The sequence below is a fragment of the Streptomyces sp. SID14515 genome (assembly GCF_010548505.1).
Classification (GTDB): Bacteria; Actinomycetota; Actinomycetes; order Streptomycetales; family Streptomycetaceae; genus Streptomyces; species Streptomyces caviscabies.
Genome location: NZ_JAAGMH010000120.1, coordinates 137,246 through 162,551, shown reverse-complemented (window position 1 = coordinate 162,551; position 25,306 = coordinate 137,246). Strand labels below are relative to the sequence as shown.

Annotated in this window: 20 protein-coding genes, 1 tRNA gene and 2 pseudogenes; 13 read left to right on the top strand and 10 right to left on the bottom strand. The window is 68.7% G+C overall.

Annotated features, from left to right (window positions below):
• The first annotated feature begins 38 nt into the window (after positions 1 to 38).
• The 7 genes from G3I54_RS28520 (at position 39) to G3I54_RS28490 (ending at position 12,062) form a co-directional block, all read left to right on the top strand.
• Positions 39 to 1,571 (top strand): methyltransferase, encoded by a 1,533-nt coding sequence (locus G3I54_RS28520; RefSeq protein WP_164618502.1) that lies wholly within the window; start codon positions 39 to 41, stop codon positions 1,569 to 1,571.
• 464 nt (positions 1,572 to 2,035) lie between these two features.
• Positions 2,036 to 2,233 carry a hypothetical protein gene (locus tag G3I54_RS28515; protein ID WP_032791540.1) on the top strand — a complete coding sequence of 66 codons (198 nt, stop codon included), beginning with the start codon at positions 2,036 to 2,038 and terminating at the stop codon, positions 2,231 to 2,233.
• A 281-nt stretch (positions 2,234 to 2,514) separates the two neighbouring features.
• A complete protein-coding gene (gene topA / locus G3I54_RS28510) occupies positions 2,515 to 5,412 on the top strand; it encodes a type I DNA topoisomerase (protein ID WP_164618500.1) in 2,898 nt (965 codons plus the stop codon).
• A 161-nt stretch (positions 5,413 to 5,573) separates the two neighbouring features.
• Positions 5,574 to 8,867 (top strand): dTMP kinase, encoded by a 3,294-nt coding sequence (gene tmk, locus G3I54_RS28505; protein WP_164618498.1) that lies wholly within the window; start codon positions 5,574 to 5,576, stop codon positions 8,865 to 8,867.
• Between the two features lie 154 nt (positions 8,868 to 9,021).
• Positions 9,022 to 10,227, top strand: a complete 1,206-nt coding sequence (locus G3I54_RS28500) for a DNA polymerase III subunit delta' (RefSeq protein WP_164618496.1) — start codon at positions 9,022 to 9,024, stop codon at positions 10,225 to 10,227.
• Positions 10,228 to 10,306: 79 nt separating this feature from the next.
• On the top strand, positions 10,307 to 11,836 hold the full coding sequence (locus tag G3I54_RS28495) for an alpha/beta hydrolase (RefSeq protein ID WP_164618494.1): 1,530 nt from the start codon (positions 10,307 to 10,309) through the stop codon (positions 11,834 to 11,836).
• Positions 11,837 to 11,988: 152 nt separating this feature from the next.
• Positions 11,989 to 12,062 (top strand) — tRNA-Thr (locus G3I54_RS28490).
• 116 nt (positions 12,063 to 12,178) lie between these two features.
• Here G3I54_RS28490 and G3I54_RS28485 read toward each other — a convergent pair.
• Positions 12,179 to 13,851 (bottom strand): annotated as a pseudogene (locus G3I54_RS28485) (tyrosine-type recombinase/integrase).
• A 109-nt stretch (positions 13,852 to 13,960) separates the two neighbouring features.
• Here G3I54_RS28485 and G3I54_RS39790 point away from each other — a divergent pair.
• A pseudogene (locus G3I54_RS39790) lies at positions 13,961 to 14,347 on the top strand (mobilization protein); the annotation flags it as partial.
• A 104-nt stretch (positions 14,348 to 14,451) separates the two neighbouring features.
• Here the strand turns inward: G3I54_RS39790 and G3I54_RS28470 are convergent.
• From G3I54_RS28470 to G3I54_RS28440, 7 genes are all read right to left on the bottom strand, one after another.
• On the bottom strand, positions 14,452 to 14,865 hold the full coding sequence (locus G3I54_RS28470; protein WP_164618492.1) for an NUDIX hydrolase: 414 nt from the start codon (positions 14,863 to 14,865) through the stop codon (positions 14,452 to 14,454).
• Between the two features lie 183 nt (positions 14,866 to 15,048).
• Positions 15,049 to 15,423, bottom strand: a complete 375-nt coding sequence (locus G3I54_RS28465; RefSeq protein WP_164618490.1) for a hypothetical protein — start codon at positions 15,421 to 15,423, stop codon at positions 15,049 to 15,051.
• A gap of 19 nt (positions 15,424 to 15,442) precedes the next feature.
• Positions 15,443 to 16,030 carry a CYTH domain-containing protein gene (locus G3I54_RS28460; RefSeq protein ID WP_164618488.1) on the bottom strand — a complete coding sequence of 196 codons (588 nt, stop codon included), beginning with the start codon at positions 16,028 to 16,030 and terminating at the stop codon, positions 15,443 to 15,445.
• Positions 16,031 to 16,041: 11 nt separating this feature from the next.
• The gene (locus G3I54_RS28455) at positions 16,042 to 16,704 is read right to left on the bottom strand and encodes a class I SAM-dependent methyltransferase (RefSeq protein WP_164618486.1); all 663 of its coding nucleotides are present in this window, start codon (positions 16,702 to 16,704) and stop codon (positions 16,042 to 16,044) included.
• Positions 16,622 to 17,194, bottom strand: a complete 573-nt coding sequence (locus G3I54_RS28450; RefSeq protein WP_100455499.1) for a hypothetical protein — start codon at positions 17,192 to 17,194, stop codon at positions 16,622 to 16,624. Before G3I54_RS28450 ends, G3I54_RS28455 begins: the two co-directional genes overlap by 83 nt.
• Positions 17,195 to 17,255: 61 nt before the next feature.
• Positions 17,256 to 18,158, bottom strand: coding sequence for a radical SAM protein (locus tag G3I54_RS28445; RefSeq protein WP_100455371.1), 903 nt, complete (start codon positions 18,156 to 18,158; stop codon positions 17,256 to 17,258).
• Positions 18,159 to 18,263: 105 nt separating this feature from the next.
• Positions 18,264 to 18,956 (bottom strand): haloacid dehalogenase-like hydrolase, encoded by a 693-nt coding sequence (locus G3I54_RS28440; protein ID WP_164618484.1) that lies wholly within the window; start codon positions 18,954 to 18,956, stop codon positions 18,264 to 18,266.
• Between the two features lie 96 nt (positions 18,957 to 19,052).
• Between G3I54_RS28440 and G3I54_RS28435 the strand changes: the two genes are divergently transcribed.
• Positions 19,053 to 19,826 (top strand): XRE family transcriptional regulator, encoded by a 774-nt coding sequence (locus G3I54_RS28435; RefSeq protein ID WP_343240449.1) that lies wholly within the window; start codon positions 19,053 to 19,055, stop codon positions 19,824 to 19,826.
• Positions 19,813 to 20,280, top strand: coding sequence for an NUDIX domain-containing protein (locus G3I54_RS28430; protein WP_018489396.1), 468 nt, complete (start codon positions 19,813 to 19,815; stop codon positions 20,278 to 20,280). Before G3I54_RS28435 ends, G3I54_RS28430 begins: the two co-directional genes overlap by 14 nt.
• On the opposite strand, the gene G3I54_RS28425 is transcribed toward G3I54_RS28430, so the two are convergent.
• Both G3I54_RS28425 and G3I54_RS28420 read right to left on the bottom strand, forming a co-directional pair.
• Entirely contained in the window at positions 20,268 to 20,831 is a 564-nt protein-coding gene (locus tag G3I54_RS28425; protein ID WP_164618482.1) for an HD domain-containing protein, read from the bottom strand. The genes G3I54_RS28430 and G3I54_RS28425 overlap by 13 nt on opposite strands.
• A 131-nt stretch (positions 20,832 to 20,962) precedes the next feature.
• On the bottom strand, positions 20,963 to 21,499 hold the full coding sequence (locus G3I54_RS28420; RefSeq protein ID WP_164618480.1) for a very short patch repair endonuclease: 537 nt from the start codon (positions 21,497 to 21,499) through the stop codon (positions 20,963 to 20,965).
• 31 nt (positions 21,500 to 21,530) lie between these two features.
• On the opposite strand from G3I54_RS28420, the gene G3I54_RS28415 reads away from it, so the two are divergent.
• The 3 genes from G3I54_RS28415 to G3I54_RS28405 all read left to right on the top strand — a co-directional run bounded on the left by G3I54_RS28415 (position 21,531) and on the right by G3I54_RS28405 (position 25,221).
• Positions 21,531 to 22,790, top strand: coding sequence for a DNA cytosine methyltransferase (locus G3I54_RS28415; protein ID WP_343240448.1), 1,260 nt, complete (start codon positions 21,531 to 21,533; stop codon positions 22,788 to 22,790).
• Positions 22,787 to 24,058: a DUF4928 family protein gene (locus G3I54_RS28410; protein WP_164618478.1), complete on the top strand. Its 1,272-nt coding sequence runs from the start codon at positions 22,787 to 22,789 to the stop codon at positions 24,056 to 24,058. Before G3I54_RS28415 ends, G3I54_RS28410 begins: the two co-directional genes overlap by 4 nt.
• Before the next feature lie 134 nt (positions 24,059 to 24,192).
• Positions 24,193 to 25,221, top strand: coding sequence for a DUF4928 family protein (locus tag G3I54_RS28405; RefSeq protein ID WP_164618476.1), 1,029 nt, complete (start codon positions 24,193 to 24,195; stop codon positions 25,219 to 25,221).
• Positions 25,222 to 25,306 lie beyond the last annotated feature (85 nt).

Genomic DNA, 25,306 nt, shown 5'->3' with positions numbered 1-25,306 from the left:
CCGCTGCCGTTGTCGGTGGGACCGGACACAATGGGTGGGTGAGTAAGAGCAGCCTTCCCGCACCCGACCACGCCGCCGGCCTCCGTGAGGCCCTGCTCGCCGCGGACTTCACCGCGGACGGGCTCCTCGACCGTCTCGGCGCGCCCGCCTATGCCGCCCTCGCCCGCAGCGAGACCGTCCCCGCCCTGCGGGCCACCCGGGGTGACACCCCGCTCGACACGCTGGTGCGGCTGTTCCTTCTGCAGCGGCCCGTCGCCGAGGAGCGGGCCCGCGCCGCCCTGCCGCTGGACGAGTGCGTCGCGGACGGCTGGGTGACCCGGGCGGCGGACGACGGCACGGTCCGCGCGAGCGTCGACGTACGGCCGTACGGCGGCCCGGACGGCGAGGACTGGTTCATCGTGTCCGACCTCGGCTGCGCGGTCGGCGGTGCGGGCGGGATCGGCTCGCGCGAGGAGGGCGTCGTCCTCGGCGTCGGCGGGGCCTCCACCACCCTCGCCGGCATCACCGTGCGTACGCCGGTCGCCTCGGCCCTCGACCTCGGTACGGGCTCCGGCATCCAGGCGCTGCACGCCGCCCAGCACGCGACCCGGGTCACCGCCACCGACCTCAACCCCCGCGCCCTGGAGTTCACCCGGCTCACCCTCGCGCTGTCCGGCGCCGCCCCCGCCGATCTGCGCGAGGGCTCCCTCTTCGAGCCGGTGGGCTCCGACACGTTCGACCTGATCGTCTCCAACCCGCCCTTCGTCATCTCGCCCGGCGCCCGCCTCACCTACCGGGACGGCGGCATGGGCGGCGACGACCTGTGCCGCACGCTGGTGCAGCAGGCGGGCGACCATCTGAACGAGGGCGGATACGCCCAGTTCCTCGCCAACTGGCAGCACGTGGAGGGCGAGGAGTGGCAGGACCGGCTGCGCTCCTGGGTGCCGTACGGCTGTGACGCCTGGATCGTCCAGCGCGAGGTGCAGGACGTCACGCAGTACGCCGAGCTGTGGCTGCGGGACAGCGGCGACCACCGCAGCGATCCGGCCGAGTACGACGAGCGGTACGAGGCGTGGCTCGACGAGTTCGAGGCGCTGGGTGCCACGGCCGTCGGGTTCGGCTGGATCACCCTGCGCAAATCCGCCGCGGCGGCGGCCGGGAACCCCTCGATCGTCGTCGAGGAGTGGCCGCACGCGGTGCAGCAGCCGCTCGGGCAGGCCGTCCAGGACCACTTCGCCCGCCAGGACTATCTCCGCGACCAAGACGACGCGGCGCTGCTCGCCGGGCACTTCTCCCTCGCCGCCGAGGTCGTGCAGGAGCAGGTCGGCCTGCCCGGCGCGGAGGACCCCGAGCATGTGGTGCTGCGTCAGCACCGCGGCATGATGCGGGCGACCAAGGTCGACGCGGTGGCCGCCGGGTTCGCGGGCGTGTCCGACGGCTCGCTGCCGGCCGGGCGGATCCTGGACGCCATCGCGCAGTTGATGGCGGAGGACCCGGTCCTGCTGCGCGACCGCACCCCGCAGGCGATCCGACTGCTGGTCGAGGAAGGCTTCCTGGAGCCGGTGCCCGGCGTCGGGCAGCAGGGCGCGTAGGGCGCGCCGGCCCTGCCCGTACGGCTGCCTTCCGGTACGTGCCGGGGCCGCTCCCCGCTCGGGCGGCGGTGCCCTTGTCACCAGTGTGTTCGTGCCCGGCGCTCTCCCCGACGCGCCCGGACCGCGTATTCCGGTCGCGGTCGGAACATTCGGAATATGCGGTCCGGGCGCGGCGCCCGAGCAAGCCCGCCCGTGCCCTGCCGGCGCGGTGCCCGAGCAGGCCCCGCCCGCGCCCTCCGACCTCGGCCCCGGCGCGGTGCCCGTAAGCCCGCCCCCTCCCCGTAAGCGGCCGATGGAGTTCCGCCGGGCGGCGGGAGAGTGCTGTTCACCCCGGGTTCGTGTGGGCGATGCCCCAGGGTGACAACCTCCCCGTGCCGGACCGCCGAGGTCCGGATCCGACGGGCCGGTCGGCCCGTCCCCGGGCGGTCCGCCCGACGGGTCACACGACGGTCCAGGAGTACGACATGGAGAGCGTCTCAGCAGTCTTCGCCGGTACGGCCCTCGCGCTGTTCGGCGCCGCCCTCCTGATCTGGACAGGGGCGCGAGCCCTGCACCGCGCGCCGGTGGCGCACGGTGTGAGCCCCGTCGCCTCCACCGCACTCACGACGCTCTTCGGCGTAGTTTTCCTCGGCCTCGGCGTGTGGTGCTTCACGCTCGTCTGATCCTCGCCTCCGGCCGGGCGGCGCCCGGGACGACAGGTCTTCCGAAGGCCACCGCGACCACCTCCGAAAAGCCGCAGGCCGAAGCCCCGCGCGGCGCGGACCCGGCGGTCCGGGCGGCAGGAATGGCGGAAGTCGGGTTACCGTTCGAGTGGCCGTTGCGGGCTTTTGCCGTTTGACACGGGGGCGGGTTGTACCGTCACACTCCGCAGCGACAGCACCGCGGGCAGCGTCATGATGCTGCCCGGATGCCCATCGAGTGTCGACCGGAGAGAAGAGCGAAGTTGTCCCCGACCAGCGAGACCGCACAGGGCGGCCGCCGACTCGTCATCGTCGAGTCGCCTGCCAAGGCGAAGACGATCAAGGGCTATCTCGGCCCCGGATACGTCGTCGAGGCGAGCGTCGGGCACATCCGCGACCTCCCGAACGGCGCGGCCGAGGTCCCGGACGAGTACACCGGCGAGGTACGCCGCCTCGGGGTGGACGTCGAACACGACTTCCAGCCCATCTATGTCGTCAACGCCGATAAGAAGGCCCAGGTCAGGAAGCTCAAGCAGCTGCTGGCCGAGTCCGACGAACTCTTCCTCGCCACCGATGAGGACCGCGAGGGCGAAGCCATCGCGTGGCACCTCCAGGAAGTCCTGCGGCCCAAGGTCCCGGTCCACCGGATGGTCTTCCACGAGATCACCAAGGACGCGATCCGGGCCGCCGTCGCCAACCCGCGCGAGCTCAACCAGCGCATGGTCGACGCCCAGGAGACCCGTCGCATCCTCGACCGCCTCTACGGCTACGAGGTCTCGCCGGTCCTGTGGAAGAAGGTCATGCCGAAGCTCTCGGCGGGCCGCGTCCAGTCCGTCGCCACCCGCCTCGTCGTCGAGCGGGAGCGCGAGCGCATCGCCTTCCGCTCCGCCGAGTACTGGGACCTGACCGGAAAGTTCGCCACCGGCCGCACCGGTGACGCCTCCGACCCCTCGACCCTCACCGCCCGCCTCAGCGCGGTCGACGGCCGCCGCATCGCCCAGGGCCGCGACTTCGGCCCCGACGGGCAGCTCAAGGTCGGCTCCGCCCAGACCCTGCACCTGGACGAGACGAACGCCCGCGCCCTGGCCGCCGCGCTCGCCGACTCCTCCTTCGCGGTCCGGTCCGTCGAGTCGAAGCCGTACCGCCGCTCCCCGTACGCCCCGTTCCGGACCACGACCCTCCAGCAGGAGGCGAGCCGCAAGCTGGGCTTCGGGGCGAAGGCGACCATGCAGGTGGCGCAGAAGCTGTACGAGAACGGCTTCATCACCTATATGCGTACGGACTCCACGACCCTCTCGGACACCGCGATCTCCGCGGCCCGGGCCCAGGTCACGCAGCTGTACGGGGCGAGCTACCTCCCCGACAAGCCGCGTACGTACGCCGGGAAGGTCAAGAACGCGCAGGAGGCGCACGAGGCGATCCGCCCCTCCGGCGACCGCTTCCGCACCCCCGCCGAGACCGGGCTCACCGGCGACCAGTTCCGGCTCTACGAGCTGATCTGGAAGCGGACCGTCGCCTCCCAGATGAAGGACGCGACCGGTAACTCCGTCACCGTCAAGATCGGCGGCCGGGCGAGCGACGGCCGCGACGCCGAGTTCTCCGCCTCCGGCAAGACGATCACCTTCCACGGCTTCATGAAGGCCTACGTGGAAGGTGCCGACGACCCGAACGCCGAGCTGGACGACCGCGAGCGCCGGCTGCCGCAGGTGGCCGAGGGCGACGCGCTGTCCGCCGAGGAGGTCACGGTCGACGGGCACGCCACCAAGCCCCCGGCCCGTTACACCGAGGCCTCGCTGGTCAAGGAGCTCGAAGAGCGCGAGATCGGCCGGCCTTCCACGTACGCCTCGATCATCGGGACCATCCTGGATCGCGGTTACGTCTTCAAGAAGGGCACGGCACTCGTCCCGTCCTTCCTGTCCTTCGCCGTGGTCAACCTGCTGGAGAAGCACTTCGGCCGGCTCGTCGACTACGACTTCACCGCCCGCATGGAGGACGACCTCGACCGCATCTCGCGGGGCGAGGCCCAGTCCGTGCCGTGGCTCAAGCGCTTCTACTTCGGCGCCCAGCCCGGTGACGACACCGCCGGGGCCGGATCGGCCTCCGACGCGGGCAACGGCGACGGCGACCACCTCGGCGGCCTGAAGGCACTGGTCACCGACCTCGGCGCGATCGACGCCCGGGAGATCTCCTCCTTCCCGGTCGGCAACGACATCAAGCTCCGCGTCGGCCGCTACGGCCCGTACATCGAGCGGGGCGAGAAGGACGCCGAGGGCCACCAGCGGGCCGACGTGCCCGAGGACCTCGCGCCCGACGAGCTGACCGTCGAGCTCGCCGAGGAACTGCTGGCCAAGCCCAGCGGCGACTTCGAGCTGGGCGCGGACCCGGTCAGCGGCAACCAGATCATCGCCAAGGACGGGCGCTACGGCCCGTACGTCACCGAGGTGCTGCCCGAGGGGACGCCGAAGACCGGCAAGAACGCGGTGAAGCCGCGGACGGCCTCGCTCTTCAAGTCCATGTCCCTGGACACGGTCACCCTCGCCGACGCCCTCAAGCTGATGTCGCTGCCGCGCGTCGTCGGCGAGGACGCCGAGGGCGTCGAGATCACCGCGCAGAACGGCCGCTACGGCCCGTATCTGAAGAAGGGCACCGACTCCCGGTCGCTGACCTCCGAGGACCAGCTCTTCGACATCACCCTCGAAGAGGCCCTCGCGATCTACGCGCAGCCCAAGCAGCGCGGCCGGGCCGCGGCCAAGCCGCCGCTGAAGGAGCTGGGCACCGACCCGGTCAGCGGTTCGCCGGTCGTGGTGAAGGACGGCCGTTTCGGCGCGTACGTCACCGACGGCGAGACCAACGCGACGCTGCGGACCGACGACAGCGTCGAGGACATCACGCCGGAGCGCGGCTACGAGCTGCTCGCCGAGAAGCGCGCCAAGGGGCCCGCCAAGAAGAAGACGGCCAAGAAGGCCCCGGCGAAGAAGGCGACGGCCAAGAAGACGGCCGCGAAGAAGACGACGGCCACCAAGACGACGGCCGCCAAGAAGACCGCGGCGAAGAAGACGACGACGGCCAAGAAGGCGACGGCCACGAAGACGGCCGCCAAGAAGACGACGACTGCGAAGAAGACGGCTTCGGCCTCCTCCTCCGCCCCGTCGGACGACTGACGGGCCGTTCGCACCCGTACCGCCACCGCCGCCCGGCACCTCACGCAGGTGCCGGGCGGCGGTGCGTCCCGAGGGCGTGGAAGAGCTTGGCCGGAAGTTGTCTGCGTCCATATGTTCGGACGGGCCGACAGTCACCGCACCGCTGCCGATAGGCTGGGCGGATGACGCGAGCCGAGCAGCCAACGGTCGTGAGCCCCACCTCCGACACACTTGCCGCAGACTCACGCGAGCGCGCCGTACGGGCCCTGTTGCGCATTCCCCCGCTGAAGCGGTTGTGGAGTGCCCAGCTCGTCGGCGGTATCGGCGATGCACTCGCCCTTCTCGTGCTGGTGCTGCTGTCGCTGCAAGCGGCGGTCCTTGAGGGCTCATTCGGCACCGGATACCGCGGGGCGGCCTTCGCCGTCGCCGCCGTCTTCGGTGCCCGGATCCTTTCCACCCTGTTCTTCGGAGCCGTACTCCTGGGGCCCCTGACGTCCCTCACGGGGCCCGGCGGAAAGCTGGACCGGCGATGGCTGATGATCGGGGTGGACGGGCTGCGCCTGGCGCTGCTGGTCGTCGCCCCGCTGTGGATCGACTGGACGCCCGACAAGGCGCTCATGATGATCCTCATCACCGTCTTCGTGACCGGCGCCGCTGAGCGCCTGTGGGCCGTGGCCAAGGACAGCGCCGCCCCGGCGCTGCTGCCCGCCCCGCCGCTCGAAGGCGCGGCCGTACGCCCCCTGCCCGACCATCACGACGCCCTGCGCCGTCTGTCGCTCCGCACCGACTTCCTCGCCGTGCCCGCCGCCGCGGTGGTCCTGCTGGTCGCCACACTGGTCGGCAACCTCCTCGGCTCGGGCCTGGAGTGGTTCTCCTTCCACCAGGCGGCCCTGGGGTCCTACGTCGCGGCCGGACTCTTCTCCGCCTCCATCTCCACCCTGTACTTCCTTCAGTTCCCGGCCACCCAGACGCCCCGGCCGCGCTCCCCGCTGGAGGGCCTGCGCCGCCCCGCCACCGGCAACGGCCCCGACAAGGGCCGCACCGGCGCGGTGCCCCTGCTCGTCGCGGTCTGCGCGGCCGTCGCCGGAGTCGTCGCCGCGGCCGCGGCCGTCTCCGTGCTGCACGCGTACGACCTGGGCGGCGGCCCGGCCACCTTCGCGCTGCTGATCCTCGGACTGACCGGCGGCACCGCCCTCGGCATCCGTACGGCACGCCACGTACTGCCCACCCTGTCGCGCCGCCGCCTGCTGGCGCTGGCCACCGCCGTCACGGGCCTCGCGCTCCTCGCGCTCGGCCTGGTGCCGGACACCGCCACCGGGCTCGCCATCGCGCTGCTCGCCGGCTACACCGCCGGGGTCGCCGCCAACACCGGGCACACCCTGATCGACCAGGAGACCGAGGCGTTCCGGCAGGCCCGGACCACCGAGCACCTCCAGGCCGTCGTCCGGGTGCTCGTCGCGCTCGGCGCGGTCGCCGGTCCGCTGCTGGCCGCCGCGATCGGGCGGCACCGCCTGGTCGCCGGCGACTTCGTCTTCGCCCACGGCGGGGCCGCCTTCACCCTGATGCTGCTCGGCGCGCTGCTGCTGCCCGTCGCCGCCCTCGTCCTCGCCAAGACGGACGACCGGGCGGGCGTGCCGCTGCGCCGGGACCTGCGCGAGGCGCTGCGCGGCGGCGACCCGGCGGTCGCGCCCGCCGCCACCGGCTTCTTCCTCGCCCTGGAGGGCGGCGACGGAGCGGGCAAGTCCACCCAGGTCGAGGCGCTCGCCGAATGGATCCGGGCCAAGGGCCACGAGGTCGTCGTGACCCGCGAGCCCGGGGCCACCCCGGTCGGCAAGCGGCTGCGGTCGATCCTGTTGGACGTGTCCTCCGCCGGTCTGTCCAACCGGGCCGAGGCCCTGCTGTACGCCGCCGACCGCGCCGAGCACGTCGACTCCGTCGTCCGCCCGGCGCTGGAGCGCGGCGCGATCGTCATCTCCGACCGCTACATCGACTCGTCCGTGGCCTACCAGGGCGCGGGCCGCGACCTGGCCCCGACCGAGATCGCCCGGATCTCGCGGTGGGCGACGAGTGGCCTCGTACCGCATCTGACGGTGCTGCTGGACGTCGACCCGGCGACCGCGCGGGAGCGGTTCACCGAGGCGCCGGACCGGCTGGAGTCGGAGCCGGCGGAGTTCCACGAGCGGGTGCGGTCCGGGTTCCTGACCTTGGCAGCGGCCGACCCGACGCGCTATCTGGTGGTGGACGCCGGCCAGGAGCCGGAGTCGATCACCACGGTCGTACGTCACCGGCTCGACCAGCTCCTTCCGCTCTCCGAGGCCGAGATCGAGGCCATCGAGGAGGCCCGGCGCAAGGCCGAGGAGGAAGCCCGGCGCAAGGCGGAGGAAGAGGCCGCCCGCAAGGCCGAGGAGGAGCGCCTGGAGAAGGAACGCCAGGAGCAGCTCGCCCGGCTGCGCGCCGAGGAGGAGGAGCGCAAGCAGCGCGAGCTGGAGGAGGCCCGCCGCCGCGAGGCCGAACGCCAGGCGGAGGAGGCCCGGCAGCGTGCCGAGGAGGCCCGCCGCCGCGCCGAGGAGGACCGGCTCCGGCTGGAGGCCGAGGAGCGGGTCCGCGAGGCCGAGCAGGAACGTCTGCGCAAGCAGGCCGAGGAGGAGGCCCGGCAGCGCAAGGAGGCCGAGGCCCAGCGGCTGGAGAAGCAGCGCAGGGCCGAAGAGGCCCTGCTGCGCGCCGAGGAGGCCCGCCGCCGGGCCGAGGCGGAGGCCGCCGCCCGTACGGAGGCGGCGCGGGCGGAGGCCGATCGTGCGGAGGCCCAGCGGGCGGCCCGTACGGAGACGTCCTCGCGTTCGGAAGGCGCGTCCGGACCGTCCGGATCGTCCGGTGCATCCGGCCCGTCTGTTTCATCCGGTTCATCCGGTTACTCCGTTCCGGAGAACGAGCTCACGGTGCCCACACCGATCGTGAACCCGAACGAGATCACGCAGCCGGTCCCGACGGCGCGTCCGGAGGACGACCGTTCTTCCGGCTCCGGTACAGGTACGCGGTCGGGTACGGGTTCTCGTACTGGCTCCGGCTCCGGTTCCGGTGCTGCTTCCGGCGAAGACGAGACGGCGATGCTGCCGCGCTTCACGGACCAGCGGCCGGCTGACTCCCGGCAGGCCCGGGACGCGGACGAGACGGCCGTGCTGCCGCCCGTGCCCGCCGATCAGCCCTCCGACCGGGTGCCCCAGGGCTTCTTCCGGGACGAGGACCCGGCGGCCCGGCCCGCGGAGAGCGAGAACGAGCGCACCCGCGAACTGCCGCAGGTCGAGGACCCGAACGCCGGAGCGACGCCCGACCGGCAGCAGAAGGGCCGCCGCAAGCGCCCCCGCCCGGACTGGGCGGAGGAGACTCCGCTGGACGATCTGCCGACCCTGGCGGACGAGCTGCTCGGGGGCCAGGAGGACGAAGGCCCCGGGGGCCGGGGACGTCGCCCGCGCGGCTGACGTACCCGCCCCACCACCGACGGTGCAGTCCGGCCCGTCCGTCCCTTCCGGGGGCGGGCGGGCCGGACTGTCAGTGGCGTCCCCCACAATGGAGAGCGACGACGCACCGCGGTTCGCGGGCGGTGCACGACACCACCGGAAGGGCGGGTGACCCATGACCGTATGGGACGACCTGGTCGGACAGGACCGAGTGCAGGAACAGCTCGCCGCTGCCGCCAAGGACGCCGATGCGCTGGTCACCTCCGTGTCCGACGGCAAGCCGCTGGACCAGGGCTCGAAGATGACGCATGCCTGGCTGTTCACCGGGCCGCCCGGTTCCGGCCGGTCCACGGCGGCGCGGGCGTTCGCCGCCGCGCTCCAGTGCACGAGCCCGGACCGGGCGCTGGGCGGCGCACCCGGCTGCGGTTTCTGCGACGGCTGCCACACGAGCCTGATCGGTACGCACGCCGACGTCCAGGTCATCCGCACGGACCTGCTCTCCATCGGTGTGAAGGAGACCCGTGACCTGGTCCGGCGCGCCCAGCTCTCGCCGGCGGTCGGGCGGTGGCAGGTCATCGTCATGGAGGACGCCGACCGCCTCACCGAGGGCGCGGGCAATGTGCTGCTGAAGGCCGTCGAGGAGCCCGCGCCGCGCACGGTCTGGATGCTGTGCGCACCCTCGCTCGAAGACGTCCTGCCCACGATCCGTTCCCGCTGCCGGCACCTGACCCTGGGCACCCCGCCGGTGGAGGCCGTGGCCGACGTCCTGATCCGTCGCGACGGCGTCGACCCCGAGCGGGCGCACGCGGCGGCGCGGGCCACCCAGGGGCACATCGGCCGGGCCCGCCGGCTCGCCACGGACGAGCGGGCGCGGGCGCGGCGGGCGGCGGTGCTGAAGGTTCCGCTGCGGATCGCCGACGTCGGCGGCTGCCTCAAGGCGGCCCAGGAGCTGATCGACACGGCCACCGACGACGCCAAGCAGATGGCGGAGGAGGTCGACGTCAAGGAGACCGAGGACCTCAAGGCGGCGCTCGGCGGGGTGGCCGGGGGCCGGATGCCGCGCGGTACGGCGGGGGCGATGAAGGAGCTGGAGGACAAGCAGAAGCGCCGCAAGACGCGTACGCAGCGCGACAGCCTGGACCTGGCGCTGACCGAGCTCACCGGGTTCTACCGCGATGTGCTGGCACTCCAGCTCGGGTCGAAGCTGGCGATCGCCAATGCCGACGTGCAGGACTCCCTCGACCGGATCGCGGAGTCCTCGACGCCCGCGCAGACCCTGCGCAGGATCGAGTCGGTGATCGCCTGCCGGGAGGCGATGGACCGCAATGTGGCGCCGCTGCTCGCGGTGGAGGCGATGACGATGGCGTTGCGGGCGGGCTGAGGGCTTGGGCACGGCTGCCCTGTTCACCCGAATGAGCAGGGAATCGGACGACTCGTCACCCGCCGGATACGCTCCCTGAATGACTACCAGGCGGCTGCTCCGCACCTTCGCCATCGGGATCGGCGCTGCCGGCCTGCTCATCTCCGGCTGCAGTGGCAGCGGCTCCTCGCCGAACGCGTCGGCCACCGGCACCGCCGCTCCCGAGGGGCTGTCGTCGTACTACACGCAGAAGCTGAGCTGGCGCGACTGCGGGGTGGAGGGCTTCGAGTGCACGACGATGAAGGCGCCGAAGGACTACGACAAGCCGGATGACGGCGACATCGACCTCGCCGTCTCCCGCAAGAAGGCCACCGGACCGGGCAAGCGGATCGGTTCCCTCCTGGTGAACCCGGGCGGCCCGGGCGGCTCCGCGATCGGCTATCTCCAGGGGTACGCGGCACTCGGCTATCCGGCCCAGGTGCGGGCCCGCTACGACATGGTGGCCATCGACCCGCGCGGCGTGGCCCGCAGCGAGCCCGTCGAGTGCCTCACGGGCCCGGAGATGGACGCCTACACCCAGGTCGACCAGACGCCCGACGACGACGCGGAGGTCCGGAAGCTCAGCGCGTCCTTCGAGAAGTTCGCGGCGGGCTGCGAGAAGCGGAGCGGCGAGATCCTCCCGTACGTCTCCACCGTCGACACGGCCCGCGACATGGACGTCCTGCGGGCCCTGCTCGGCGACGAGAAGCTGCATTACGTCGGAGCGTCGTACGGGACCTTCCTGGGCGCCACCTACGCGGATCTCTTCCCGGAGCGGGCCGGCCGCCTCGTCCTGGACGGGGCGATGGACCCGTCCCTGAAGGCCATCGACATGAACCGCGACCAGACGGCCGGCTTCGAGGGGGCGTTCCAGTCCTTCGCCGCCGACTGTGTGAAGCAGCCGGACTGCCCGCTCGGCACCACGTCCACCGCCGACGCGGCAACCGCGCTGAAGCAACTCTTCACGGACCTGGACGCGAAGCCGATCCCGACCGGCGACGACCGCAAGCTGGGCGAGTCCCTGGCCACCACCGGGGTGATCGCCGCCATGTACGACGAGGCGGCCTGGCCGCAGCTCCGCGAGGCGCTGGCGGGCGCGCAGCGCAGCGACGGCTCCGGCCTCCTGTCCCTGGCCGACGGCTACTACGAGCGCGAGCCGGACGGAAAATACGCGAACCTGATGTTCGCCAACGCCGCCGTGAACTGCCTCGACCTGCCGCCCGCCTTCGACGGCCCCGACGCGGTCGAGAAGGCGGTCCCGGACTTCGAGAAGGCATCCCCGGTCTTCGGCCGCGGCTTCGCCTGGGCCTCCCTGAACTGCACCTACTGGCCGACGAAGGCCACCGGCACCCCGCACCGCACCGAGGCGAAGGGCGCCGACCCGATCGTCGTCGTCGGCACCACCCGCGACCCGGCCACCCCGTACAAGTGGTCCGAGTCCCTCGCCGAGCAGCTCTCCTCCGGCACCCTGCTCACGTACGACGGCGACGGCCACACCGCGTACGGCCGCGGCAGCGACTGCATCGACACGGCGATCAACACCTACCTCCTGGAGGGCACCCCGCCCACCGACGGCAAGAAGTGCACCTGACCACCGGGCCCGGCCTGTCCTGTACCCGCGCCGACCCTCTCCGACCCGCCCTGACCTGTGCGAATGGCTCCGGGGGTGCCATGTGCGGAGCACCCCCGGAAACTGTGTAGACTTGGCCCCGCTGCTGATCGCACCATAGTGCGACAGGGCGCGCCGCCTTAGCTCAGTTGGCCAGAGCAACGCACTCGTAATGCGTAGGTCTCGGGTTCGAATCCCGAAGGCGGCTCAGTTGAACCCCAGGTCACATAGCCCGTGACCTGGGGTTTTCTGTTGCTCGGGGCATGGTGGGTCACACGGCCGGGTTGCCGTGATGTTGCTTGCGTGAGCGGAGCCGCTCGGGACCTACTGTGTGGGCTTGCGGCGTGTGGCCTTCTTGGCTGCCTTGGCCTGGGCTTTCGCCTTGTCCCTCTTCGGCTTGCCGCCACCCTTGCTGCCCTTGCCGACGTCGGCCGCCTTGGCCGCAGCCTTCCTGGCCTTCTCCTTCTTCGCGGCCTTGCGCGCGGCCTTCTCGGCCTCGGCCTTGCGCTGGAGGGGGACGAGCTTCGCGGTGGCCTCGGCGGCGCTCTTGCCGACGTGGGGGAGGACGCTCTGGTAGATGTCCCGCGTGATGCGGGTGTCGCTGTGCCCAAGGGTGTCCGACACGATCTTGATGTCGATGTCGGCGGCGAGCATGAGGGTGGCAGCGCCGTGGCGCAGATCGTGCAGGCGGATCGGCGGGAGACCGGAGGCGGCGACGAGGCGCTCAAGAGGTCGGTCACCTTGCCGGGGTGGAGCCAGGAGCCGTCTTCCTGCGTGAAGACGTGGCCGGTCTCGACCCAGGCTGTGCCCCATTCTTCGCGGGCCGTTTCCTGCCGTTCGCGGTGGTGCTTCAGAACGTCGACGGTGTCGTCGTCGAGGGCGACCACGCGGGAGCCGCTGTCGGTCTTGGGGTCGGACGCTTCCACCTCCCAGCCGTCCTGGACGAGTTGAGAGGAGACGGTGAGGAAGTGGGTGTCGAGGTTCGTCTCCGACCACGGCTGGCCGCACGCCTCGCCACGGCGGAGGCCGCGGAACGCGATCAGGTGCCACATCGCGTACAGCCGGTCCTCAGCGACGAAGTCGAGGAAGGCACCGGTCTGTTCCGGCGTCCAGACCATCACGGGCGACGGCTTCTCGCCCGTCTGCTCCCACTTGGCGACCCGCTCGTCCGTCCACACGAGCGCCTTCGGCTTGCGCACGGGGTCGATCTCGACATGGGCGGCCGGGTTGAACGTGATGATCTGCTGCCCGATCGCGTCGTTCAGGGCCGCCCGGAGGGTGGCCTTGATGTGCAGGCGCGTGGCCGGTCCGGTGACGCGCCGGAAGGGTGGCATCTCGTCGATCGCGGCCTTCATGGCCGTGCGGCGGGCGCGGTTCCCGACGCCCTTCCACGGCACCGTCGCCAGCTCGTCGAGAGCGGCTCGCCGCTGGGCGTTGTCCTCCAGGATCTGGGCGTTCGCCTCGCGAATGTCGGTGAACATCTCGCTGAGGTGGCTGACGCGCAGCCGGTCCAGGCGCCGGCTGCCGATGCGCGGCTTCAGATGGACGCGGATATCGGTCTCGTAGCGGTTGAGGCCGGACTTGCGTATGCGCTTGCCGGCCAGCCACCGGTCGAGCCATTCGGCGACGGTCAGGCTGCCTATGAGGTCCTGACCGGAGTTGAGGCGCCGCCGCGTCTCCTCGACCTCGGGCAGAGGTGACCGTTCGCGGCTGACCTCGGCCAGCATCTCGGCGATGAGTTCGGTGCCCTCGGGGTCGTCCGAGTCGGCGAGCCCGAGCAAGGCGCGTACGTGGTCGAGGTCGGCCTGGGCTGCCTTGAGGCTCGCGTACCCGCCACGGGCGAAGGAGCGGCGGCTGCCGTCCTCGCGGGGTGAGAGCTCCTGGCGTACGGAGTAGGTGCAGTGGTTCCTGCTGTTGCGCTTGGGGCAGGTGGTGCCGAGTTCCTTGCCGGTCTTGGGGTCGCGGCAGGAGCAGCGGCGGTAGGTGGAGCCCTTCAAAGATCATTCTCCTCGCTGGTTTCGGGATCGCTCCCGGATGAGTCGATTACGTCGGCCAGGTCGGGCCATAGGAACGGGGGCGTGACGCCCTCTCATCGACAACCTCGCCGCTCGTCAGCCGAGCGACCAGGCCAGCCGAACCCTGGCCCATGACGTCCGGGCCGCCGTCCCCGACCACGCCGACCGCATCCTCACCGACCCCGCCTGGCCGGCCCTCGCCACCGTCCTCGCCGACGCCGAAGCAGGCGGCCACAAACCCCACCAGCTCCTCAAGGAAGCCGCCGCTCAGCGCGAACTCACGAGCGCCCGCCAGCCCGCCCGCGTCCTGATCACTCGCATCCAGCACACCAGCCGCAACCCCGCACCCAACCCCCGCGCCGAAGCCGCCCGCAGGACTACGACCATGCGACTGTCCGCGAGTGCACTATCCGCCGGTGTGGCTGAGCCCGCACGGTCGGCGGTCCCGGCGGAACAGAAGCACCGTCCACGTCTGTGAGGGGGGAGGCGTTCGTTGGCACGGAGCCCCGCATCCAGGCAAGACCCAGTAAGTTGTGGAGCTTTGGTGCTCGCCCGCGGTTCCCCGCCGGAGCTCGGAGCGGTCTACGCGGACAAGGCCCTGTCGAGGTAGTCCTGCACCGGCTCGAACAGCCCGTACGGCACGTACTCCGGGATGTCGCCGAGGGTGACCCAGGCAAGCTCGGCCAGCTCCTCGGTATCGGCGACGTGAGCCGTGCCGACCAGGATCTGGCAGGCGGTGTAGGACATGAGGCGGCCCGTCTTGGGGTGAACGCGCTCGCCGAGCAGCTTGACCGCCTCAACGGTCAGCCCTGTCTCTTCCCGGGTCTCCCGTACGGCGGCGGCCTCGCGCCCTTCGCCGGGCTCGACCTCCCCGGCGGGGAACTGCCAGGAGAGCTGCCCCTCGCTCACCCGGCGGCGGACCATGAGCACGCGGCCGTCGTAAACGACGATGGCGGCGGCGATGCCCGGCTGCTTGTCCGTGGTCTGCTGCGTCACGACTGCTCCTCCAAGAGGCCCAGGATGGCAGGGAAGACCGTATCGGTGGACGTGAAACGGTCGCTGTGTTGTCAGGCTGTTCGTCTCGGGGCTTCCGCCGAAGGCACGCACGCCAATGACCCGCCCCGGCCACGGGCTCTCGCTGCGGGGGACAGCGGGTGCCAGCGTGACCGGGGCGGGGGCTTAATTACGGCGGAAGAGCCTGCTCTGGCCCCGATGCCTGCCGGTTCTCTTGTCGGAGGTCGACGGCCCCACCTCGACGGATTCGTTTGGCCGGGTGGAGCGGGCCGGGCGGTTCTCGTTGAAGAAGGATTGCCAGACCCGTTCCTGCAGCGCGCCGATGCAGGCGCCGCACGCGTACATCGGGGCTTGGGCCCCGACGACTTTGGCGGGACCGATCCACAGGACGCGCGTCCACCGCTGCCCGCAGTAGAGCCAGCAGGCTCCGTCGACCCACTCGTTGCCGTCGTCGGTGGCCGCCGGTGAGGGCAGTCCTCCTCGGGCGAACTCGGCGATCCCGGGGATCACCCTGTGCTGTAGGGCGACTTCCGTCAGCATCGCTCGTCTCCTTCCGCGATCAACGGTCCTGGGCCGTGGGAGAAGCTTCCTTCTGCTTCTCGGCTTCGGAGAACAGGAGCGTGGGTTCGGAGAGGATGTCGCGGCCGGACTCGCTCTTGTAGATCTCGTCTACGCTGCCGAACCGGGCCTCGGAGTAGTCGAGGTCCAGCAGGGCGGCGGCCTGGCGCACCGATGCCTCGTCGGGGCCTTCGATCTCCAGGAAGGTGGAAAGGTCGGGCCAGGTGTCGAAGTCGAAGGCGACCTCACCCAGGCGCCATTCCTCGCGGTAGTTCTCCTGGTACCGGACCTCGGTGAGGCCGACCCGGCGCAGGATGTCGGCCATGGCGTGCAGGTCGGTGACCTCGGTTTCGATCTCCTTGGTGCCGTCGATCGTCGTTGCGTCGGTGACCTGCTTGAGCGTGAGCGTCGAGCGGGTGCCCTCGTCCCGCAGACGGATCCAGGCTCCACCGTCGAGGGAGTCGTTCTCGAAGATCTTGCGGGTAAGGAGCGTGCGGGGGAATGCCTGGACCGCATTGAGGGCGCTCAGTTTGTTCTGGAGGCCGGCGACGTCGACGGCCAGGAACTTGGCCTCGTATTCGTGCTTCATGGGGTCTTCTCTCAGAAGTGGTCGGTGAGGGTTGATGTCCGGGCCGCGAGCAGGAGGCCCATGCGGTGGGTGTGGTCGTGCAGCTGGCCGACGTGGGCGCGCTCCGTGAACTCAGTGGTGCGCAGGGTGAGCAGGACCTCCCAGTCGCCGATGAAGTGGGGGTGAAGGCGTTCCGGGGAGGTGTAGTGCTCGATCATGTGGTGGCGTCTTTCGACGGGCATCATGAACTCCGTGCCGAAGATGCCGCCTGGGCGAACCAGGCGCTGCATACGGTCGACGAACTCGCCGAGCGGGCGGTGGTGGTTGGCACTGTAGTGCCACGAGCAGCTCGTCCAGACCGCGTCGCACTGCAGGCCCAGGGGCTCGCCGTTCAGGAAATCGTCCTCAACAACCTCTACGCGTTCGTGGAGTTCTTCGAGCTTCAGGCGATCGATCAGTCCCAACGCGTGGGCCTGGCTGTCACCCGGGAGGTGGACGTCGCCCCCGTGGAGGGCGACCGCGTCGCGTTCGATGGCGACGACGCGGTAGCCGGCGGCGGCGAGGGGCAGGACGAACTTGCCGTCGCTCGCGCCGACCACCGCGACGGTGGCGTCAGGGGCGACACGTCCCCGCAACGTGGCGAGGAACTGCGGGAAGAACGTGAGGGTGTGCTCCCACAGGCTCTGAGTCTGCATGGGGGTGCGCTCCTTGCGTATCGGTATCCATGATCACTCGGAGGACCTCGTCGGGGCTGCGCCCTGTGGTGTCGACGCGATGCATCGGGAACGAGGCGTAGGCGTCCGTCACCCGGTCCGTAGCGGTCTCGATCAGTGAGTCCCACCGCGACACCGGCTTGTTCCGCCCAGCGAGTCGACGTTGTCTCTCGTCGTCGTCGCAGACGAGGTGGTAGGTAGCGGGTGTCGGCAGCCAGCTCGGCAGGGTGATACCGAGTTGTGCCCCCAGGGCCCGGTGAGTGGTGAGGCACCGGGCGAAGTAGCTCTCGACGACGACCGGGACGCCGGCGTCGAGGTGGTGCTGGATCTCCTCGGCCGCGGTGAACAGGCCCGAGAGGTAGAAGCACATCCGTGCCTCTACATTCGTCCGCTCGTCCAGCGCCTGTCTGAGCGGCTGGTAGGGCAGCGGGACGGTAGCGACGAGGACGGCCTGTCGGGCGGCGGCGAGCATGGGCGCGAGGGTGGATTTGCCGGTGCCGCGTAACCCCTCCAGGCTCTCGAAGCGTGGGTGATCAGGCACGGCCGTACACCACGTCCGGTACCGCGAGAGTGAGTTCGTCGACGGACGAGGGCTTGTGGACGATGCGTCCTGCCGCCTTCTCGTACCAGAAGGCGTGCGCGTCCTTGCCCACGGCCTTGCAGGACATGGTCAGCGCACCGCGCGGGTCGACCTCGATGCGGTCGATTTCGCGAGGACCGTCGGAGGGCGCGCACACCTGCGGGGCACCGTCCTCGGAGAGGTCCTCGTCGACGATCACCTCCAAGGGCAGATCGGCTGACGCCAGCTCGTCCCGGAGCCGCCCGTAGGCGGAAGGGGAGGTGACCAGCAGCTCGGGATGATCGGCGGCGTTGCCGACCGGCCGCAGGTGGTGGAGCTTGAGCTGCCGGACCCCGAGCTGCGCCAAGGCCCTTCCGAGGGGCAGGACTTCGGCGATGTTCCGCGAGGTGACGGTCATGGTCGCACCGGTCGGAACGCCGAGATCCCGAGCCAGCCGGAGCGCCTCCAGGGCGCTCTTGTAGCTGCCCTGCTTTCGGATGCCGTCGTTGGTCGACCCGACGCCCTCCAGCGAAACCCTGAGCAGGTCCAGGGAGGGGGCGATCTCGGTCAGACGGCGCTCGATCCGGTACCCGTTGGTGCAGATCTCGACGCGCAGCCCCAGTTCCTCCTTGGCGTGGCGGACGACCTGCGCGAGGTCCCGGTGGACGAAGGGCTCTCCGCCAAGCAGGGTCACTGCCTCGGTGCCGTACTCGTCCCGCATCAGGGTGAGAAGACCCGCGGCTTCGTCGACGGTGAAGGCGTCGGCGTACTGGAGCCGCTTGCCGTGGAAGCAGTGCAGGCACGTGAAGTTGCAGCGGTAGAGCAGCTGCAGGTACAGCATGCGGATCTTCTTGATCCCGGTGACTTCCTCGATCACGTCGGCTCCTTCGGCTGATTGCCTGGTGGGAGCCTGATAGTGGCCTTCTGCTCGGGGACCTCGACACCGCGTTCGGGGACGGTCCAAGGACGTCCTGGGACGTCTTCAGTGACCTGCGAAGGACTCCAGAATGCCGAGGACACGCTTCGTGTCCGACAGGTCGGGCAGGACTTCGACGGCTCCGGCGGCGGTCAGTTCCTCCTGGGTGTGGATGCCGGAGGCGACAGCGAGGACGCCGGAGCCTGTGGTCAGAGCCGCTTCCACGTCACGAGGGGTGTCCCCCACGAGGACGGTGGGAACGTCGGCCGGAACACCATGAAGCCGCTGTGCGCGCTCGCGGGCGACAGCGACCAGGTGGGGGCGGAGCTCCGCGTCCGCTCCGTAGGCGCCGACCGGTAGATCAAGCATGGAGTCGAGCCCGAACGCGGCAAGCTTCACACGGGCGTTGGCGGCGACATTGCCGGTGAGGACTGAGGAGACCCAACCGGTCTGAGCCGAGGCGGCTTTCAGGGCCTCGTGCACACCGGGCAGGGCGGTCCCACGCCTGCGCAGCTCCTCCAGGCGCGCCTCCCCTGCCTGGGCGAGCGCCGTCTCGACGAAGGGCCAGTCGGGCATGGGTAGCCCTTCGCGGACGAACATGTCGCGCATGATCATCCGATCCGTACGCCCCTCAGTGCGCGCGGGCTCCGTGGGCTCCCGACCTGAGAGGGCACGAAAGGCCGCGGCGTAGATCTCCTTGCTGACCCCCGCGTTCTCGATGAGGGTGTGGTCGATGTCCCACAGGACGAAGAGCTCCATGCCGCCAGAGTAGGCAGTCCGGGAGGTTTCACTACAGCGGACTGCGTCCCAAAACGTCCTTGCGCGATCACGCACCGTGCCGATTCGATGGCTGCTGTGAACAACCGACTGCGCACCGTGCTCGGCCAACGCGGCGTCTCGCCCGATGCACTCGCCGAGATCTGCGAGGTAGATCCCAAGACGGTCAGCCGATGGCTGGGCGGACGGATTCCCCATGCACGGCACCGCTTCCGCGTCGCGCGACACCTGCGCGTCGAAGAGACCTTTCTCTGGCCCGAGCCGTCCAAGCGTCCAGGCCGGCCGAGGGACGGGTTAGGCACCGAGCTGGTCGGCACCTACCAGAACCGGGCCAGCGTGCCCCGGGACGTATGGCTCGCACTGCTGCGAGAGGCGCGGCACGAGATCGGCGTCCTCGTCTTCTCCGGCACCTTCTTCGCCCAGTCCAACCCCCATGTCGCCAAGATGCTCTCCGAACGCGCCGCCGACGGTGTGCGGGTTCGCCTGTGCTTCGGCGACCCCGACGGACAGGCAGTCGCCGTACGGGGCCGCGAAGAGGGAATCGGCGACACCCTCGCCGCCAAGATCCGCGCATCATTGACGTACTACCGCCCGCTGCTGGGCGAGGCCGGGTGCGGCGTACGACTCCACGACACCACCCTCTACACGTCCATGTTCCGCTACGACGACAACCTGCTCGTCAACCCACACATCTGGGGTCAACCGGCCAGCGCCAACCCCCTCCTGCACCTCAAGAGGGCAGGCGATACAGGGTGGTTCGACAACTACGCGGAAAGCTTCGACGCTGTCTGGGCCGCAGCGAGACAATGGGCACCCGACCAGGAGAGGATCGCCGACCATGGGCAGGACTGAGTACTACAACGATCCCTCTGCTCCGAAGGCGAACACCCTCATCCCGGCCAGTAACCTGCTCGTCGCCGACGAGACGGGCGCCATCCTCCTCCAGCGTCGCCGCGACACCGGCCAGTGGGCACTCCCCGGCGGAGCCCAGGACATCGGTGAGACCGCGGCCGAGTGTGCGGTGCGCGAGTGCTTGGAGGAGACCGGGATCATCGCGGAGCTCACCGGGTTCCTCGGCGTCTACACCAACCCGAACCACATCGTTGCGTACACCGACGGCGAGATCCGCCAGCAGTACGAGAACACCTACATCGGCCGACCCGTCGGCGGAGTGCCCACGATCAACGACGAGGCCGACGGCGTCCGCTTCGTCCAGCCGGCCGACCTCGACCAGTACGACATCCACCCGAGCATGCGCCAGCAGATCGGGGACTACCTCGCCGGCACCTACCCCTACCTCGGCTGAGCAGCCAGGGCAGCTTCCACCCGCTCCACGGAGGCAAAGATCTCCGGAGCCGCCCGGCGGATGAACCGCCCGACCACACTGTCGTTCCCGTAGCGGCTGACGATCTCCGCTACCCGGTCCTGCGCGGTGGTCCGGTCGCCGTCGGGCGTCGTGGTCATGTCGCAGTACACGAGGGCGTCCACCAGCAGCGGCTCCTCCAGCAAGGGGAACTCCGTCGCGAGCTCCTCTTGTAGCCCGCGCTCCTCGGCCTCAAGAAGCGCAAACGAGTGGTTCGCGACCAACCGCACCAGCCGCTGGTCGGCCCTGTGCTCGTCACGAAGGAACCGAGCTCCGTCCAGCGGATGGAACCCCGTCACCGCCAGGCGAGGCGCATACCCAATGTCGTGCAGCGTGGCGGCGGCGACGAGAAGGCTGGCGTCTTGGTTGAGGACCTGGCTTACTTCGGCGGCGCGGTCGGCCACTCCCTGTGTATGCGCCCACCTCCGTGGAAGTGTGCAGCTGAGTTCGGCATCGGCGACCTGCGCTGCCCACTTCTCGATCAGATCGGCCATGTCGGACCTCCCGCCCTCAATCCTTCTCGGACACACCACGGCGAGCTGACAGTGATCATGGACGTTCCTGGCGGGCCCATGCTTGCACAGCCCTGTCCTCCACTCATACGACCTGAGGGCGGTAGGCGTCGCTAACGAGAGGGCGGGTGCTTGCGTGAAAGCACCACCGAGCGAACACGCTCGGCTGCCAGAAGAACATCCTCATGCTCCCAGACGCGAATGGGCTCCCAACCAGCGTCGCGCAGCCGCTGATCAGTGTCGGCGTCGCGCGCCTTGTTACGCGCCACTTTGTCAGCCCAGTACTGGCCGTTCCGGACGGCCACGGTGTGATGTTCGGGGCAGCCGTGCCAGAAGCACCCGTCGAGAAAGACAGCAACCCTAGCCCTTGCGAAGACGAGGTCGGCTGTGCGCCTGACTGTAGGCAGGGGCCGCGCAGCAACGCGATATCTCATCCCGAGTGCGTGCACAGCCCGACGCAACGCGAGTTCGGGGGCTGTGTCCCGGCTTCGGTTTGCCTTCATACTCGCGCGTACAGCCTCGTTGGAGGCCCACGACGGTTGATCCTGGTTCACACTCCATCGTAGGTCGCTACGGGCCGCGAGGGGCAAGGGTCGGTAGGTTGCCGAGCGGCTCGGCCGAAGCTCGCGGGCCGTGCCATCCACTCCCATGATCAATAAGCTGTGACCTAGGATCTAGCCTGTGACTCTTGCACCGGCATCCACCTCTCTCATCCCTCGCGTCTCCGTCGGCGAGGCGAATGGTTCGGCAGCGAAGCTGGAATACGCCGTAGCCGAGTTCTTCGCTGGCATCGGTCTGGCCCGGCTGGGGCTGGAAGGCGCTGACTGCGGTTTCAAGGTCACGTGGGCCAACGATCTCGAAGAGAGTAAGCAGAGCACTTACCTCGGCCACTTCGGCCAGGGCGAGGCTAAGCGCTATAAGGTCCAGAACATCAAGGACGTCGCCAAGGACATCGACGCAGCCGGTGTGCCGAGGAACCTTGACCTCGCATGGGCGTCCTTCCCGTGCACGGACCTCTCTCTGGCGGGAGGCCGTGAGGGCCTCGCCGGTAGCGCATCGGGAACATTTTGGAATCTCACGGACATTTTGGGGCGCCTGGGGCCCGACAAGCCTCGAGTGGTGGCCTTGGAGAACGTCAACGGGTTCGCCACCAGCCACGGCGGTGAGGACATCAAGGCCGCCATGCGGAAGCTCAATCTCCTGGGCTACTCGGTCGATGTGATCACCCTGGATGCCCGCCGCTGGGTTCCGCAGTCCAGGCCGAGGCTCTTTCTCGTCGCCAGTCTGGAAAAGCCACTGCTCAGGGACGACGCTCGTAACACCGAGCTTCGACCGAAGTGGCTCGACGCTGTTCTGGACGCTCCTGGGCTCGTCACGCATCGCGCTCTGCTTCCCTCGCCGCCTCCCTTGCTGACCGAGGGCTGGACGGACTTGGTCGATGGCGACTCGGACGACGGCGTCGAGTGGTGGGACAAGGAACGGACCGCAAAGTTCACAGCCGAGCTGTCGAAGATCCAGCAGAAACGCAAGGGCGAAATCGCAGTCGCTGGGAAAACGATCTATCGAACCGCGTACCGGCGTACCCGGGGAGGCGTTCCCGCGTGGGAAATCCGTGCTGACGACATCGCCGGCTGCCTCCGTACCGCAGGGGGTGGCTCATCGAAGCAGGCAGTCGTGCGGATCAGGAAGAACCAGCCGCTCAAGGTGCGCTGGATGACGGCACGTGAGTACGCCAAGCTCATGGGTGCCCCGGACTACACACTGCCGGAGAGTCGCAATCAATCGATCATGGGCTTCGGTGATGCCGTGTGTGTGGACGCGGTCCGGTGGCTGGCGGAGAACTACCTCGAACCGCTTCTGTCGGGCAGGATGCTGTCGCCCACCGAGGGGTGCGAGGCGGGACCAGCTGACGAGACCCTGCGCGAAGTCGTGTGCGCGTGATCCGTGAACCGGCTGAGGTGGGTGTCCGGCTTAACGCCAGGGCGGAGCTTCCCCTCGGACTTCTTGCCGAGATAGACGTCGATTTCGATGCAAGAATGCACAATTTTAGCCCTGAGGGCAGGTTGATGGCGCTGAAGAGGCTGAAGAGCGGTTCCCATGATCTCTTCGATTGGCAAGGCTTCCGACCAAGCAATACGTTTAGTTTGTTGTTCTTAAATCACCAAAATGCAATGCCATTTCTAAAGGAGAGCCGTCAAGTGGTGTCGACCCAGAGTCAGCAGCCTTCGGAGGCTGTGATCAGCGCCGCCGAAGCGATGATCCAGCAGGTGCGGCCCTGGTACGAGGGTAAGCGCAGCAAGAAAGGGGCGGTCGACTCTAACGTGATGTGTGCAGGTCTCTACATCACAGAGTTCCTGTCTACTGCGTTTCCGCTCTCTCGCGGGGACTACAGGGCGGACTCTCAGGTTAAAGGCGCAAGCGGTTCGAAGGCTAAGGCCCTTTTGGCCGATCATGCTGAAACCCGTCAGTTCACCAGCGAGGGTGGTCGAACTTCAAGGCTCACAATTAAGCACGCTGAGACTCTCGCCGAGATAATTAACCTGGCAGGATCTCAGGAGGGAGTGGCGGAATTCACTCTCTCGGAACGCAAGCTCCTGGCGCACATCCTCCAAGCCTGGTTCGTCTCCCGAATTCAGGAAGACTACTTCGGTAGGAAAAAGGTCAGCGCGGAGATCGATCCAAACTTCTCTGTTCGCACGACCGTCGCAAATCTGCTGGAGGCAGGGCGTGAGCGCGGCGGAAACACCGCAGGTGCTATCGCCCAGCATCTGGTAGGGGCAAAACTTCAGATCCGCTTTCCGGCCGAGAAGATCAATGTCGAGAGCTACACGACTGCTGATGTGCAGACTGGGCGAGCTGGGGACTACGAGGTCGGCGATACGGCCATTCACGTGACAATGTCTCCCGGTGAGAAAGTATTCAGCGAGCGATGCGCCGGGAACATCAAGAATGGCTTCAGGCCGCGGGTTTTGGTGCCGGAGAATGCCGTGGCAGCTGCTAGCCAGATCGCGCGCCTGACAGGCTTTCATAAGCAGGTGGCTGTCCAATCCATCGAGGACTTCGTGGGTACAAACATCGAAGAGGTCGCCGGTTTCGCCAACGCTGAGATCAAGGCCCAGTTGCGGAAACTCTTGGAGCTCTATAACGAGCGCATCGATGTGGCCGAGGCGGACAAGTCTCTCAAGATTGAGATTCCCACGAACCTTTGAACCGTCCGCCTGCTGCGGCCATGTCCGCAGCAGGCTCTTCCTGATCTGCGGCCGGCGTCGGGGGATTCCGGCCCATGTCGATCAGAGTGGCAGCACGGGATCCCGGTCCCTCTGAGTAGAAGGCTGGAAATGCGATGGTCTCGATTAACGAAGCTGCAGGGATTTCGGCAAGGGTTCGCCAGGTTGCCGATCTCATGCTGGAGTCGATTGAGCCTTGGTACGAAGGTAATCGGCTCAGGACCGGAGGCATCTATGCGAACGTCATCACGACCGGGCTTTATATGACTGAGTTCTTGGCTTCCGATTTCCCCTTGGATGAGGCGAATTATGCCCCAGGGGCACAGCTGAAGAACGCCGGTGGTTCGAAGGCGCGCACGATCTTGGCCGAGCACGGCGAAATGCGTAAATATCATACTGAGGGCGCTCGAACTTCTCGAGGCACAATCAAGCATGCGCGCGGATTGGCCTGTGTGATCAACGAAGCTGGCAGCACAGCCGGGGTCCACGAGTTCGACGCCGTACAGCTCGCCGAGTTGGCTTTCCTCCTTCAGCAGTGGTTCGTTGAGAAAGTGCGTGAGGACTACTTCGAGAAAAAGAAGATCACCGCCGATCTCAACCCAGATTGGTCGATCCGCTCCGTGGTCAGCTCTATCCTTCACGCGGCCCGTCAGAGACCTGGCAACGCCGCTGGTGCGGTGGCGCAGCACCTTGTGGGGGCCAAGCTCAAGATCCGTTTCGATGGTACCGGCGTCCGCATCGACGGCATAAACGAAGAAAGCTATACCACAGCCGATCAGCAGACTGGCCGCGCTGGCGACTATCAGCTCAACGACACTGCCATCCATGTCACCATGTCGCCCACGATGGAACTGTTCGCCGGGCGTTGCCAGGACAACTTGAATAATCGTTTCAGGCCACGAGTGCTGGTGCCGAACGACCAGCTTGGCCGCGCCACCACCTATGCCCAAGACGCAGGCATCGAAAAGCTCGTGGCTATCCAGTCCATCGAGGACTTTGTGGGAACCAACATTGAAGAAACTGCCAGATTCTCTCAATCGGAGATCAAGAAGCGACTGAGGGACCTCGTGGTGATCTACAACGAGCGCATTGAGGCGGCCGAGGTCGACATGTCTCTCAAGATTGAGATTCCGGGCAACCTGTGACCGCTGTTGATTTCCGGCGCGCCGTTCCCTGTACGCGGCGCAGTACTCAACGTGCGTGAGCGGTGCGTGAGCGGACTGGGTGGCA

What these genes read in the sequence shown, in the direction of transcription:
- G3I54_RS28420 (WP_164618480.1), bottom strand. Translation starts at nt 21,499, where the DNA reads ATGGGAGTGGATGGCACGGCCCGCGAGCTTCGGCCGAGCCGCTCGGCA.
- G3I54_RS28495 (WP_164618494.1), top strand. Translation starts at nt 10,307, where the DNA reads ATGACTACCAGGCGGCTGCTCCGCACCTTCGCCATCGGGATCGGCGCT.
- tmk (WP_164618498.1), top strand. Translation starts at nt 5,574, where the DNA reads ATGACGCGAGCCGAGCAGCCAACGGTCGTGAGCCCCACCTCCGACACA.
- G3I54_RS28430 (WP_018489396.1), top strand. Translation starts at nt 19,813, where the DNA reads ATGGGCAGGACTGAGTACTACAACGATCCCTCTGCTCCGAAGGCGAAC.
- G3I54_RS28465 (WP_164618490.1), bottom strand. Translation starts at nt 15,423, where the DNA reads ATGCTGACGGAAGTCGCCCTACAGCACAGGGTGATCCCCGGGATCGCC.
- G3I54_RS28450 (WP_100455499.1), bottom strand. Translation starts at nt 17,194, where the DNA reads ATGCTCGCCGCCGCCCGACAGGCCGTCCTCGTCGCTACCGTCCCGCTG.
- G3I54_RS28425 (WP_164618482.1), bottom strand. Translation starts at nt 20,831, where the DNA reads ATGGCCGATCTGATCGAGAAGTGGGCAGCGCAGGTCGCCGATGCCGAA.
- G3I54_RS28500 (WP_164618496.1), top strand. Translation starts at nt 9,022, where the DNA reads ATGACCGTATGGGACGACCTGGTCGGACAGGACCGAGTGCAGGAACAG.
- G3I54_RS28440 (WP_164618484.1), bottom strand. Translation starts at nt 18,956, where the DNA reads ATGGAGCTCTTCGTCCTGTGGGACATCGACCACACCCTCATCGAGAAC.
- G3I54_RS28405 (WP_164618476.1), top strand. Translation starts at nt 24,193, where the DNA reads ATGGTCTCGATTAACGAAGCTGCAGGGATTTCGGCAAGGGTTCGCCAG.
- G3I54_RS28455 (WP_164618486.1), bottom strand. Translation starts at nt 16,704, where the DNA reads ATGCAGACTCAGAGCCTGTGGGAGCACACCCTCACGTTCTTCCCGCAG.
- G3I54_RS28515 (WP_032791540.1), top strand. Translation starts at nt 2,036, where the DNA reads ATGGAGAGCGTCTCAGCAGTCTTCGCCGGTACGGCCCTCGCGCTGTTC.
- G3I54_RS28460 (WP_164618488.1), bottom strand. Translation starts at nt 16,030, where the DNA reads ATGAAGCACGAATACGAGGCCAAGTTCCTGGCCGTCGACGTCGCCGGC.